This window comes from Tannerella sp. (genome assembly GCF_052170195.1).
Lineage (GTDB): Bacteria > Bacteroidota > Bacteroidia > Bacteroidales > Tannerellaceae > Tannerella.
On sequence record NZ_JBQNAZ010000054.1, the window covers coordinates 1 to 14,463 of the forward strand.

The window sequence follows — 14,463 nt, forward strand, 5'->3', positions numbered from 1 at the left end:
CGTAACCATTGTCGTACATTCGCACATCCATTATTAATGGTAAACGCCGAACAATGTATCGTGTAATTTGGGATAAACCTGTTTCCAATCTTTTTAACCGATTTTATTTGTCGGTTTAAATATTTGCATTAACTTTGCGCCGCAAAGCACTTTTAAAAGATGGAAAATAAAGAAGTATTCAATACCTTAAACGAAATCAGGTCTTTGATGGAGAAATCGTCGAAGGTTTTGAGTTTAAGCGGTGCATCGGCCATTTTAGTCGGTGCGTATGCGTGCATTTCGGCTGTCGTAGCGTATTACATGCTAGGCGGTACGGGCGGATGGTCGCAAGATCTGCTTTCGTTTCCGCGCCTGCAGGTCAACACGCCTTATCGTATGCAGTTAATGCTGATCTTTGCGGCAGTACTCGTTGTGCTGTGTCTCACCACAGTATTCTTTTTCTCACGACGGAAAGCCCAACGGAGCGGACAACGTTTTGTGTTCGACCGTACAGCCCAACGGATGTTACTGAACTTTTTTCTGCCGCTCGCTGTAGGCGGTATTCTCTGCCTCTCGCTGATCTGGAAACAGCACTACGGACTGACCTCGTCAGTCATGCTGATTTTCTACGGCATCGCTTTAATCAATGCCTCGAGTTATACGTATTCGAATACGCGCTATCTGGGTTATGCCGAACTGCTGCTCGGTCTGGCCGACAGCTTTGTCGAAGGACACGCCTTGTTATTCTGGACCATGGGCTTCGGAGTCTTTCACATCGTTTACGGCATTTTCTTTCATCTCAAATACGACCGGCCTACCCCCACCCGATGAAACCGATACCGGAAGATCTGAACAAAGCGTTTGAAAGCAAGGTGCGGTTAGGCATCATGTCCGTACTGATGGCCAACGAATCGGTCGATTTCGTCACGATGAAATCGCTGCTCGAGTTGACGGACGGTAACCTGGCCAGTCATATGCGCAGTCTGGAAGCGCTCGGCTATCTTCAGAGCAGCAAGCAGTTTATCGGACGTAAACCGAATACGACATTTGCCATCACGAAGAGCGGACGTGAAGCATTCATCGCCCACATCAACGCCCTCGAAGCCTTCCTGAAAGAACGGATGAAACCATATCAAAAATAATTTTTTTACATATCAACTTTGCAATTCAAAGTTCTTTTCATATACAAGCATTAATTTATCCATAATATAAACAAGTAAAAAAAGAAAAAAATGATGGAAACTCAAAAAATCAATTCGCAAGCAGAACACAATCCGACAGTCTCCCGGCATGAAGTTCCTCCTCTTGTCAGAGACAGGTTGAATTTACCTCCGCATTGGCGGATGTTCATCAAAGTAACATTGATCGGAGTATTGACCGTACTGCTGATGATCCCGATGATGATGATCGAAAACCTGATCGGTGAGCGAGAGCGAACGGCCGAAAGTGCGACCGACGAGGTACATCAGAAATGGAGCGGCGCGCAGACCGTGCTCGGCCCCGTGCTGACCATCCCGTTCAAAGAAGTCGTCAGAATGGATAGTGACGGGAAAACTGAGAAAATCATCAGCGTCATCAATGTACTGCCCGAAACACTCGAGATCACCGGCGACATCCGAACGGAAGAACTGAAGCGCGGTCTGTACGAAGTCATCGTCTATAATTCCCCCATCAAGATGAAAGGGACATTCGTGTTGCCTGAAGACCTGAGCATTTCGGGAGGCAGCCTGAACGATCTGCAATTAGATGAGGCGATGATCAACATCGGTATGTCTGACCTGCGCGGTATCGAAGAACAGGTAACGATGACTTTCGGGGAACAGACGCTGGTTTTCAATCCGGGTATTCCGCATAGCCAGCTGCTAACCTCGGGCGTATCGTGTAAGGCGGATGTTCGCCCTCTGTTCAGCCGCAGGCAAACTGTGTCGTTCTCCGTAAGACTGCAACTCAAAGGATCGGAGTCGCTCTATTTCGCTCCGCTCGGTAAGACGACGAGTGTAGCGCTGACCTCAGACTGCCGGACACCAAGTTTCACCGGTGCCTTCCTGCCCGATCATCGCAATGTAATGGAAACGGGCTTTACGAGCGACTGGAAAGTGATGCACCTGAACCGCAACTACCCACAGGTGCTAACCGAGGACAACTGGAACGACGAAGTTGATCAATCGGTCTTCGGCGTAGACATGCTGATGCCTGTGCAACATTATCAAAAATCGATGCGCTCGGTCAAGTATGCGATGCTGATCATCCTGCTCACGTTTGTCGTCAGTTTCTTCGTCGAAGTGCTGCAAAAGAAACAGGTACACCCGTTTCAGTATCTGCTTATCGGGTTGGCATTATGCCTGTTCTATTCACTGTTGATCTCCATCTCGGAGCATACGGGCTTTACGACAGCTTATACCGTGGCATCGGCCATGACCGTGTCGCTGATCACATGCTATATGGCCGGCATACTGAAAATCAAACGCACGGCATTGACTGTCGGTGCACTGCTGACCTGCCTGTACGTGTATGTTTTCGTACTGATACAAATGGAGACATATGCCTTGCTTGCAGGAAGTATCGGGTTGTTTGTGATTCTTGCGGTTGTCATGTACGTGTCGCAACGTATCGACTGGAGCGGCCGGGAATAAGTACCGAATGCGACCTTCCAACAGCGAGCAATCCCTTTTTATTCCGGAGGAGGTATCGAGACAAAATGTTTCGGAACCTCCCCTCGAGGTAAGCGCGGGAGCCCGTTTCTTTTTCGTTTCCCGGACGGATGGAATCAGACAGTTCGTTCCTTCACTTTCCAGAGCGAAGTAAGCCACAGCCCGGCAAAAGTGATGGAACCGTTAATCATCAACATTTCGTACCCGAAGCGGTAACCCGTAACGCGCAACACCAGTTGTTCGAGAGCGAAACAAATCAAGGGCGAGGCGATACATATATAAGGAACATAACGGTCGATCGGCTGACGCTTCGTAAACAGCCCGAAAGCAAAAAGTCCGAGAAGCGGTCCGTAGGTGTAAGAAGCAATGACATAAATCGCATCGATCACACTGCGATTATTCAACGCTTTGAATATCATAATAATGATAACGAACAGCACCGAGATAAACAGATGCACTTTCATACGTGTCTGCTTGGCTTTCTTGGCCTGCTCTTTTTCGATACCGAGTATATCGACGCAAAATGAGGTGGTGAGCGCCGTCAACGCCGAGTCAGCACTGCTGAAGGCCGCCGCAATGATCCCGATAGTAAAAAAGATCAAAATCGTGCTTCCCAAAATGCCGGAAGTACAGAACATGGGGAGGATGTCATCGCCCGAAGCCGGCAACGTAACTCCCTGCTGTGCAGCGAGCGTGAGCAACAGGACCCCGAGACAGAGGAACAGAAAATTGATCGGTGTAAAAGCCAATCCGTAAGTGTACATATTCTTCTGCGCATCCTTCAGGCTCTTACACGAAAGATTCTTCTGCATCATATCCTGATCTAACCCGGTCATCACGATCGTAATGAATATCCCGCTAAAAAACTGTTTTACAAAATGCTGCGTACTACCCCAATCGTTCCACTCGAAAATGCGGAAATGGGGACTGTCCGTAACGGTCTGCCACATCCCGGTCATGTCCAATCCCATCCGATCTTTTACTTGCCAGATAATCACCACAAGCGTCCCGACGAGGCAGAGTGCCTGTAACGTATCGGTCCAGATAATCGTCTTCACCCCACTGCGGTAGGTATAGAGCCAGACGAGCAGGATACTGACGATAACCGTAACCCCGAACGGGATATTCCACGTACTGAATACGTAGGTCTGTAGGATAAGTACCACGAGATAGAGGCGTGCGGCCGCACCGATAATCTTCGAAAGCAGGAAGAACGAAGCCCCTGTTTTGTAACTTCGCCGTCCGATACGCGTTTCGAGATACGTATAAATGGAGGTGAGTCTCAACTTGTAGTAGAGCGGGAGCAGCACATTCGCAATCAACACATAACCAAAGAAGAAGCCGAGCACCGTCTGCATATACGTCATATCGATCTGGCGTACCCAGCCGGGCACCGAGACGAACGTCACCCCCGAGAGCGACGAACCCACCATTCCGATGGCCACGATATACCATGGCGACTTACGGTTTCCCAAAAAGAAAGCATCGTTACTCGAACTCTTACGTCCCGTTATCCATGCGATCAACAACAACAGACCAAAATAGGCGACAATAATCAGAAGAATAAGCTGACTGCTCATAGAAGTTGCGTATTTTTTGCTTTAGTTTTTTGCGATTTTATTTTTGCAGGCAAAACTACGCTTTTTTCCCGATTTGGCAAAAATGTCGTATATTTGTGTTCGGTTCAGAAAAAAAACGGAGGACAAATGATGCAACAACCGGGTGAATTCAAACAATTTCAAAAATTCCTGTCGGAGACGGAAGGAGATTTTCATGTGCTTGAACAACGCGTTCCGGTAGAGAAGCAATTGCAGTATTTCAAGTTCTCCGACCGACTGAGGAAAGAAGCGGTTCCATGGACGGAAGAAGACTTTCAGCAATTCGAGAGCGACCTCTACAATCCCGAATCGACGGAGGAATACAAACGTCGTATCCTTTCCATATTCGCCGTTTCGAAGGATGTTAAGTCGTACCGCAGACTGGAACGCTACGTGCAGTCGCCCGATCCCGAATTGACCGACTGGGCCTACATGGCGCTGATGGAAAGTCGCATCATGCTGGAGTCCGAGCTCTCGGAAGAGAAGCAGATTTATATCTCGACGGGCTTGGGAGGCAAAGGCCAAAAACTTCGTTTTTTCCTCCTTCTTCAAGCAAATGAGAACAAACCGTTTCTCGATTATCAGCGGAACGTGATTGAGCGGGAGTTTGCTTTCGCCATGCAGAACGCGGATTGCGACATCGAACGACTGACCGTACACGCAACCTATGCCGATCTGCTCGTACTGATGCCGATACATACCGATATCAAACGACTGATCGAAACCATTGTCGGGGAATGTAACCAATATGGCGACTTCCTGTCCAAAGCTTTTACCGTCACGAATGTAAAAGAGTTGAACGATGAAGAGATCGCCCGGATCATCCACGGCGAAAAGAATGAAAACAACACATCGGACAAGGAAGAATGAAAAGTCTGTCTGTAATTATTCCCTGTTTTAACGAAGAAGAGGTTCTTCGCGAATCGTACAGACGCACCAAGGCCGTTTTGGACACGCTACCATGCGATGCCGAGATCATCTACGTCAACGACGGAAGCCGTGACAGAACACGCATGATACTCGACGAACTCGCAGCCTCAGACCGACGTGTCAAAGTACTTCATTTTTCCCGTAACTTCGGCCATCAGCCGGCTGTCTCGGCCGGCATCAAAAATTGTCATACCGACTTGGCTATCATCATGGACGCCGACCTGCAAGACCCGCCCGAACTGATTCCGGACATCCTCGCACTACGCGAAAAAGAACAGGCGAACAGCGTCTATTGTGTGCGTCGCTCACGCGACAAGGAAAGTTTCTTCAAACTCTTTACCGCCCGTCTGTTCTATCGGACGATGAACCGGATGAGCGAAGTTGAATTTCCGCTCGACACGGGCGACTTTCGCCTGATCGACCGGAAAATTATGAACGAGTTCAACCGACTGCGCGAACATGGCAAATACATCCGAGGACTGGTCAGCTGGATCGGTTTCAAACAAGTACCTTTCTATTACGAGCGCAAGGCACGCGTGGCCGGCGAGACGAAATACCCGTTGAGCAAAATGATCCGATTTGCGTCAAACGCCTTACTGTATTTCTCGAAGAAACCGTTGCGATTAGCTATGGGCTTGGGATTTATCGCCGTCATCATCGGTATTATTCTGGCAATCTGGTTTATGCTCGGCAAGTTGTACGGGTTTAGCAATGCCGAAACAGGCTGGACTTCGATCATGACCGTTGTCGTCTTTTTCGGAGGTGTCCAACTGCTTACTATCGGCGTGCTGGGACAATACATCGGCGTGCTCTTCGACGAGATCAAGAACCGGCCGGAATATATCATCGACGAGAAGCGAAACTATACGGACAACGAAACCGATTGATTCATCCTTCGCTCTTCCGCATCATCCGCCAAACCATATAGAGAAGTTGTATCGTTACGAGAGCGATAACGATCCATACGCCGTATGTCTTCAGAAAGACCATCCACGGATGAGGAGGCTCGTCCGAATCGCCGATACGTTCGATCGAGACGACGGATAGATGCGGCAGATCATCCGACACACGTTTACGAAACGTCAAGTCATATTGCGGCGCATGGGCTACGGCATCGCCATACGTTAATGTGTAACGTCCTCTTTTGAGTTGCGCCACCACATAACGACGGACAATCCGCGCGGCAACCGAATCGATTCGGAGCGGTTGGTCATCGCCGTTCGCGATCCGGAAACGCAACGTATCCATGCTGTGCGGCAGACTTGGAAGAGCTTGTGCACTGCCGGCTTCGGAGCGCAATCGCCCGATTTTCGTACCGGCCAACCATACCGCCCGATCGTAATCTTCGGGAGCGGAAATGTAAAACACCACGTCTTCAAAGCGATAAGGATAGGGAAAAGCCAACGTCAACTCCGTCTGCTTCCGAGCGTTATCGATACGCAAGGCATAATGTGTGGCGGGTATCTTCATCAGGTGACGGATGTGGGTATCTCCCGCTCCGTTACGTCCGATGGAAAGGATGTTCAGCGGTGCCGACAGCGAATCGTTTATCGACAGCAGATAATAACGATAGTCGGAAACCGGAAACGAAACGGTCAGCAACGCTTCCGTCCCGCGCACCTCCGCTTGCTCCGAGAACCGGAAGCGATCTCTCACCGCATACCAGCTTTCACCATCATTGCTGCCTTTGAGAATGGCTTTCTTGTTGGTATCGGCATGTTTCACCCGTACCGTAAACGACGAAATACGTTCACCATCCGTTTGAATCCGGATATCCGTCTGGAACGTTCGACGGATCAGCTCGATGGGATATGGTTCGAAGTCACGGCCTCGACTGACGGATGTTGCTTCGCGCACAAAATACGCGACCTCTCGACCATACTCGTCACGAATACGCAGGTCGGCCAGATCGTCACGGGCTGCGCCGATCACCGGAGCCGGCAAATCGATGGCATAAAAACTGTCCGCCTCCACGGGAGGCAAGGTGGCGCGATACGTTTGCGCCATCATCCCGCTGCCCAAAAACAACAGCAGGAGACCGGTAAGTGCAGCCTTACCTGTTCTCTTCCTTTTCGGTTTCATCACGTTCATCACTAAACAATACGTTTTTCAGTTTTTGATACAGAAAAGACAGCAGCAGAAGAATGACACCAAGCAAAATAAATACGGCAATCTTCCCTGCCATCGGCATGGTCCAGACATCGACGATCAGCAATTTACCGAGCACCACGGCAAACACGCCGAGGCTCAATATCCGAAGCGTCTTAAGGTGTCTCCGCATCCCCAGGGTCATCAGAGCAAACCCGGCCACCGACAGAGCGATGGAGAAGCCAGCGCTCAAGCTGTCGTCCCATCCGACGGTATACAGCAGGTGACGCACAGCGAGCGTCCACGTGGCCGTAGCCAACAAGCTGAGGTAAATCGTAAAACCGTTGCTGGCCGAGCTTCGTGCCGGCGTATTCCGATAGTAGAGGACACCGCCCCACACCAGTTCGGCCACGACCGTTGCAAGAATCATCCATGCCGTACGGCCACTTTCGGCCTCGTAAGGCAAAATGGCGTAGGCATAAAGCGCGGCACTGACGAGCATCCCTGAAAAGTACGCCCACGACCAACCCGCACCGAGCCGGAAACGTCGTGACAAGACGATGCTCAAGAAGAGGATATAACTCGTCTGAAACAGCAAAATATGGCTTTCCGCAACGGTAAAACGGGACATCTCCCATACCACCACCATATTTCCGAGAACGACGGAAAGCAGGATTAGCACGGCATTGCCCGGCGTATATCTCAGAATATACGTTTTATCGAACGCTTCACGATAACGGCTTATCAGCACGGCGAGCGCCAGATAACTCAAGCAAACAAAAGCATTCGTAACAAACAATTTGTTGGCAAAGATCGTTTGCCCTTCCGTCAGACCGATTGCGTAAGGAGCGATATCCATCACGAATGAAACCAACGTAAGCAGTATGAGGATAAAGGAAAAGTATGCGTACATCCGCGCTTTCGATTGGGCGTAAAGCCATCCGAGCAACACCATCTCAGAGGCCCAGAAGAGGGTGATGAACGTGCCTTCGAGCTGAACAGGGACAGCAAGGGAGACGAAAGTCAGCACAACGCCAAGCAACGTATGAAGCAGAAATTGATATTCGAGTCGGCGTTTTCGCAACCACAAAATGGCAGCCATATTAACGATAGCGATACCAAGCGGCAACAACCCGTCGATCTTCATCGGGAGCAATAGTTTATCGATAAAAAACAGGCCGAACCCCATGTAAGCAAAGTTATTCAGCACGACGGTTGCCAAAAGCATTCGATTGGTCCACAGCCATCCCCGGTCGTTACGCAGGATGGAGAGCAGAGGCAAGAGGAAGATCACGTAGAAGAGCGAAGCGAAAAGAAGTAACCGCAACGCCATGTTGGGGTCGATCACGCTCGTATTCATCAGAAACACGAACATAATGAGGCAGGTCGAGAAGAACGAAATCATGGGTAGCTCGACCCACTTTTTGAAGAGCGACAGCACGAACATACCGAGGTTCAGGATGGCGATGTAAGAAAACAATACCATGTAATTGCCATCGCCGCTGCTCGTCAGGAAGGGAGCGATATACCCTCCGAAGAGGGCAATAACGGCCAGCTCGCGCCGGTCGTACAGAACGGAAAGCACAGCCATAAATACGGTCAGCACGACGAGAATCACGAAAGCGACCGGCTGAGAGAACAGTTGATAATAATGGTACGCCACGGCTACAGTGACATAGAACGTGGCAAAAGCGCCACCGGCCAGCAACGAACTGAAAGCACGGTATTTCTTCTGAAGCCTTGCGGCAATAACCAGCAGACCGGAGCCTGTGGCGAAGCCCAGAATCGTTCGCGACACTTCGTTGATCCACTCGTTATCAATGGCGTATTTCACAAACAGGCCGATACCGACAACCAGCACGAAGATACCGATTTTGCCGAACAGGTTTCCGCCGATAAACTCTTCGTAGTTTATCTTTTTCACCGGCCTCGGTGCGGGAGGAACAGCCGAAGCGGCAGGCATCGGCGGTTCTATGACCGGAGCGACCTCGACCGGTGCAGAAGGCGGAGGCACAGGTGCGGAAGGAGTCATGATTTCCCGTGGCGGAGGAGGTGGCGCTACGCTTATATATTCACGTGCTTCGACCTCTTCCCTCAGGTTGTCCATCTGCGGGGGAGCGGCCGGAGGCTCGACTGAACGTTGCGCAACAGGCACAGCCACCACCTCTTCTTCGGTCGATGTATCCGTCTTCTTTTCCAACAATTTTTCCAACATCGCTTCCATCGAGAGAAGCCGTTTCGAGACCTCGCCGATACGTCCAAGCAGTATTGCCCAGCCAATAATCGGCAAGATTATAAAAAGTAGAATCAGAAACAGAATAATTCCAAATTCATCCATACGTTTTTCTTTTTATTCGTTATTTACCGAGCAAACATAGACAAAAAAGCCGATATTTTATCCCGGCACAATAAAAAAACAGGGCTGACACATCAAAATCCGATGGAGAACGGAATGCCCCGGCATCAGCGGAATGCCTAATAAACTCTACGGAGATTTCCCGGCATCAACGGAAAGCCTAATAAACTCTACGGAGATTTCCCGGCATCAACGGAAAGCCTAATAAGCTCTACGGAGAATACCGTTCCAACAAAGTCATTTGAATACGTCAGTCTCTGTCGATTTTTTATGGCATACACTGTTATTGTTATTTACAGAAAAGCGCTATCTTTGCACTTCAATTTTACTATAAAGAATGACTCTTTCTGCTTTGACAGCTATATCTCCGGTAGATGGACGCTATCGGGACAAGGTAGAAGCGCTGGCTGCCTATTTTTCGGAGTTTGCGCTGATTAAGTATCGTGTACGCGTTGAAATTGAATACATCTGTTTGTTGGCGGAAATTTTGCCGCCTGTACAAGCCTTGAATAAGGACGATGTAAAAACAGCCTTGCGGAAGATTTATCTTGACTTCTCGTACAATGACGCACAGCGTGTAAAAAAAATCGAGCAGACAACGAATCATGACGTGAAAGCTGTCGAATATTTCATTAAAGAACAATTCGATGTGCTCTCGCTACAGGAATACAAAGAATTTATTCATTTCGGACTGACTTCGCAGGATGTGAATAACACCGCTGTTCCTCTTTCGTTGAAAGAGGCTTTGACCGAAGTTTATTTCCCCGGTATCGAAGCGGTGATCAACAAACTAAAAGGATATGCCGAAGCATGGAAAGACATTCCGATGCTCGCGAAAACGCACGGGCAACCCGCCTCCCCTACCCGTCTGGGGAAAGAGATTCAGGTGTTTGTCTATCGGTTGGAACAACAATTGGCGCAGCTCAAAGCCGTGCCCATCTCGGCCAAGTTCGGCGGAGCGACGGGCAACTTCAACGCTCATCATGTGGCTTATCCGAAACATGACTGGCAGCAATTCGGAAATCGGTTTGTGGAAGAAACCCTCGGACTAAAGCGTGAAGCATGGACAACCCAAATATCGAACTACGACAATCTGGCGGCTCTCTTCGACGGTTTGCGACGCATCGATACGATCCTGATCGACCTTTGTAGGGATGTATGGCAGTACATCTCGATGGAATATTTCAAGCAGAAGATTAAAGAGGGTGAGGTCGGCTCGTCGGCAATGCCGCACAAGGTCAATCCGATCGATTTCGAAAATGCCGAAGGTAATCTCGGTGTGGCCGATGCGATCCTTACGCATCTGAGTATGAAGTTGCCTATCTCCCGGCAACAGCGAGACTTGACGGACTCGACCGTATTGCGCAATATCGGTGTACCGCTGGCTCATATTGAGATCGCACTTAAGAGTCTGATGAAAGGACTCGGCAAACTGCTGTTGAACGAGCATGCCGTAGCACGCGAATTGGATGCGCAATGGGCTGTCGTAGCCGAAGCCCTTCAAACCATTCTGCGCCGTGAGGGGTATCCCCAACCGTATGAAGCGCTGAAAGCATTGACGCGCACAAACGAAGCGATTACAGCCTCATCGATTGCACAATTTATCGACTCCCTCGATTTGAGCGAGGCCGTAAAACAAGAATTGAGAGCCGTAACGCCACATAATTATACAGGAATATAAAACGAAAGCAAAAATAGAATAACCATTTAAAAACAGTCGGGAGACTGTGTAATACGTTTAACAATCAATTATTACTATTCAGTATGGATATAGAAGAAAAAGACGGACGCCAACCTCGTCCAGAAAATGAAAACCCGGAAAATCAAGATCAACGGGGCCGTGTTCCGCACAGCGGAAAAGAAGAGCGAAAGCCTGCTTACCGCGCTACGAGAGATGGCGGAGGCTACCAGATGGAAGGAGCAAGCCGCCCGGTCGCCAAACGTCGTCCGCGAATCAAGGACAGCCGTACGGCCGACTATAACCGGCCTTCGTATGGTAGACCTTTCACGGAAAGACCCTCCTATCGGCAGCCCGATCATTATGTACAGGAAGAAGAACGGCCGCTTCGCGGAGCAGATCCGGAAGGCAACGAACGTCAGCCTTATATGCCATCCTATTCGCAATCGCCCGAGGGCAGACCACGGCGTCCTTATGTACCACGCACAGGAAACGAAGGCGGACACTTCCGTACTCCGAAAAACAACGAGCGGCGTCCCGGAGTACCCGGCAACAACAACCGTCCCGGAGGCAAACCGAAGAAACAGGTTAAGAAAGGCGCGCGCCCGAACATGAAATTCAACTTCCAAAAGCAGGTAAAATACGAAGAAGAACTGACCGATCCGAACGAACCGATCCGTTTGAATAAATTTCTGGCCAATGCCGGCGTATGTTCACGTCGCGAAGCAGACACATTTATTCAGGCCGGCGTCGTAAAAGTGAACGATGAGGTCGTGAAAGAACTCGGCACAAAGATTACGCGTCAAGATCAGGTCATGTTTCACGACCAACCGGTGCGCATCGAAAGCAAAATTTATATCCTGCTCAACAAACCGAAAAACTGCATGACAACGGTGGATGACCCACAAAACCGCCGCACAGTCATGGATTTGGTTAAGAATGCCTGCCACGAACGCATCTATCCCGTCGGTCGTCTGGATCGCAACACGACCGGTGTATTGTTGTTGACGAACGATGGTAATCTGGCATCGAAACTGACGCATCCGTCGTTTAAAAAGAAAAAAATCTACCACGTGTGGTTAGATAAAGATGTAGCGGTCGAAGATATGGAGAAACTGGCTACCGGTCTGGAGCTGGAAGACGGAGAAATCCATGCTGATGCAATCAGCTACGCCAGCGAAACCGACAGAAAACAGGTCGGGGTTGAGATTCACTCGGGACGAAACCGTATCGTACGCCGTATGTTCGAGGCACTCGGCTATCACGTGACCAAACTCGACCGCGTTTATTTTGCCGGACTGACGAAAAAGAATCTGGGCCGTGGCAAGTGGCGCTATCTGAACGAACAGGAAGTAAATGCTTTACGTATGGGAGCATTTGAATAAGTATTACAGGAGATAACTAACAATGAAACGAACAAAAATTACAGACCTATTAAAAGGCGAAACGTGCGGCACGAATGTAGATGTCTGCGGATGGGTACGTACGCGAAGAGGCAGTAAGCAGGTGACTTTTATCGCATTGAACGACGGTACAATGATTCATAACCTGCAAGTGGTTGCGGACATCGAGAAGCTGGGCGAAGAAAACCTGAAACAGGTTACGACCGGCTCATGTATTCGTGTCAGCGGAAAGCTCGTACCGTCGCAGGGACAAGGACAGCAGGTCGAGGTGCAGGCCGATCAAATCGAACTGCTCGGCGCAGCCGACCCGAACGCATACCCGTTGCAGAAGAAGGGACATTCACTCGAATTCCTGCGGGAGATCGCTCACTTGCGCCCCCGCACCAACACCTTCGGCGCCGTATTCCGCATCCGCCACCACATGGCTATGGCCATTCACACGTTCTTCCATCAGAAAGGCTTCTTCTACTTCCATACGCCTATTATCACGGCCTCCGATGCCGAGGGCGCTGGGCAAATGTTTCAGGTTACGACACAAGACCTGAAGCAGGTGAAAAAGAACGAAGACGGGTCCGTTAATTACGACGACGATTTCTTCGGCAAGCAAGCCAGCCTGACGGTTTCCGGACAGTTGGAAGGTGAGCTGGCGGCCATGGGACTGGGAGCCATCTATACGTTCGGACCTACGTTCCGTGCTGAAAACTCGAACACTCCGCGCCACCTGGCCGAGTTCTGGATGATTGAGCCGGAAGTGGCTTTTAACGAGATCGAAGAGAACATGAACCTCGCGGAAGAGTTTATCAAATATTGTGTGCAATGGGCTTTAGACCATTGCCGCGACGATATTCAATTCCTCAACGATATGTTCGACAAGGAACTGATCAACCGGCTGGAAAGCGTGTTGAAAGACGATTTCGTACGTCTGGCCTACACGGAAGGCATACGCATCCTCGAAGATGCTGTAGCCAAAGGACATCAATTTGAATTCCCCGTGTATTGGGGAGCCGATCTGGCTTCGGAACACGAACGCTACCTCGTGGAAGAGCATTTCAAACGCCCCGTCATTCTGACTGATTATCCGAAAGAGATCAAAGCCTTCTATATGAAACAGAACGAAGATGGGAAGACAGTACGTGCCATGGATGTACTGTTCCCGAAGATCGGCGAAATCATCGGAGGCTCGGAGCGTGAAGCAGACTACGACAAACTGCTCCAACGCATTGAAGAGCTTCACATCCCGATGAAGGATATGTGGTGGTATCTCGACACCCGTAAATTCGGAACGTGTCCTCATGCCGGATTTGGACTGGGCTTCGAGCGGTTATTGCTGTTCGTCACCGGAATGTCTAACATCCGTGATGTGATGCCGTTCCCACGCACCCCGAAGAACGCAGAGTTTTAAAAAAATCCCCCCCTTATTCTCTTCTTGTGTTCGGAAGAACACGAATAAAATAAGGGGGGATTATATTTGCTTTCACGGAAATATCCTTAACTTGGTTCGGATACAGGTCAGGAACACAATGAACCTCGTCAGGACATTTTGATTTTAGAGCTTCCCTTACTCAAAAGCACCTTATAATCTTCAGAGTAGTTTCTTATTCCTTTCTATTTTTTTAGTTTATAGAGTATGATTACAGGATTTTCCTCATCATCGAGAGAGTGGATGAACTGTTCTAATTTCTGCTGTTTTTCCGGATATTGAACGTCGACATGCCCCTTATTCTCGATTATTGCTGTCCGGTAAAACTCAAAAAGACAAAATCATCTTACTCGAAGCCCT

The 14,463-nt window shown here is 49.5% G+C and carries 11 protein-coding genes; 8 read left to right on the plus strand and 3 right to left on the minus strand.

Annotated features, from left to right (window positions below; genetic code table 11):
- Positions 1-159 precede the first annotated feature (159 nt).
- The 3 genes from ACTTKA_RS10905 (at position 160) to creD (ending at position 2,612) form a co-directional block, all read left to right on the plus strand.
- Positions 160-810, plus strand: a complete 651-nt coding sequence (locus ACTTKA_RS10905; protein WP_442725059.1) for a hypothetical protein — start codon at positions 160-162, stop codon at positions 808-810.
- The gene (locus tag ACTTKA_RS10910; protein ID WP_014225474.1) at positions 807-1,121 is read left to right on the plus strand and encodes a winged helix-turn-helix domain-containing protein; all 315 of its coding nucleotides are present in this window, start codon (positions 807-809) and stop codon (positions 1,119-1,121) included. The genes ACTTKA_RS10905 and ACTTKA_RS10910 overlap by 4 nt, the downstream gene beginning before the upstream one ends.
- 90 nt (positions 1,122-1,211) lie before the next feature.
- On the plus strand, positions 1,212-2,612 hold the full coding sequence (creD, locus tag ACTTKA_RS10915) for a cell envelope integrity protein CreD (protein ID WP_014225473.1): 1,401 nt from the start codon (positions 1,212-1,214) through the stop codon (positions 2,610-2,612).
- Positions 2,613-2,746: 134 nt separating this feature from the next.
- Here creD and ACTTKA_RS10920 read toward each other — a convergent pair whose 3' ends face one another.
- Positions 2,747-4,210, minus strand: a complete 1,464-nt coding sequence (locus ACTTKA_RS10920) for a sodium:solute symporter (protein ID WP_314748638.1) — start codon at positions 4,208-4,210, stop codon at positions 2,747-2,749.
- Between the two features lie 126 nt (positions 4,211-4,336).
- Between ACTTKA_RS10920 and ACTTKA_RS10925 the strand changes: the two genes are divergently transcribed.
- Positions 4,337-5,098 (plus strand): hypothetical protein, encoded by a 762-nt coding sequence (locus ACTTKA_RS10925; RefSeq protein ID WP_314748639.1) that lies wholly within the window; start codon positions 4,337-4,339, stop codon positions 5,096-5,098.
- A complete protein-coding gene (locus ACTTKA_RS10930) occupies positions 5,095-6,045 on the plus strand; it encodes a glycosyltransferase family 2 protein (RefSeq protein ID WP_097530986.1) in 951 nt (316 codons plus the stop codon). Before ACTTKA_RS10925 ends, ACTTKA_RS10930 begins: the two co-directional genes overlap by 4 nt.
- Before the next feature lies 1 nt (position 6,046).
- On the opposite strand, the gene ACTTKA_RS10935 is transcribed toward ACTTKA_RS10930, so the two are convergent.
- On the minus strand, positions 6,047-7,240 hold the full coding sequence (locus ACTTKA_RS10935; RefSeq protein ID WP_442725060.1) for a hypothetical protein: 1,194 nt from the start codon (positions 7,238-7,240) through the stop codon (positions 6,047-6,049).
- Positions 7,212-9,584, minus strand: coding sequence for a DUF2339 domain-containing protein (locus ACTTKA_RS10940; RefSeq protein ID WP_442725061.1), 2,373 nt, complete (start codon positions 9,582-9,584; stop codon positions 7,212-7,214). Before ACTTKA_RS10940 ends, ACTTKA_RS10935 begins: the two co-directional genes overlap by 29 nt.
- Positions 9,585-9,939: 355 nt before the next feature.
- On the opposite strand from ACTTKA_RS10940, the gene purB reads away from it, so the two are divergent.
- The 3 genes from purB (at position 9,940) to asnS (ending at position 14,085) form a co-directional block, all read left to right on the plus strand.
- On the plus strand, positions 9,940-11,283 hold the full coding sequence (purB, locus tag ACTTKA_RS10945) for an adenylosuccinate lyase (protein WP_442725062.1): 1,344 nt from the start codon (positions 9,940-9,942) through the stop codon (positions 11,281-11,283).
- An 83-nt stretch (positions 11,284-11,366) separates the two neighbouring features.
- The gene (locus ACTTKA_RS10950) at positions 11,367-12,665 is read left to right on the plus strand and encodes a pseudouridine synthase (protein WP_442713990.1); all 1,299 of its coding nucleotides are present in this window, start codon (positions 11,367-11,369) and stop codon (positions 12,663-12,665) included.
- A 22-nt stretch (positions 12,666-12,687) separates the two neighbouring features.
- Positions 12,688-14,085: an asparagine--tRNA ligase gene (asnS, locus tag ACTTKA_RS10955; protein ID WP_442725063.1), complete on the plus strand. Its 1,398-nt coding sequence runs from the start codon at positions 12,688-12,690 to the stop codon at positions 14,083-14,085.
- Positions 14,086-14,463: the final 378 nt, after the last annotated feature.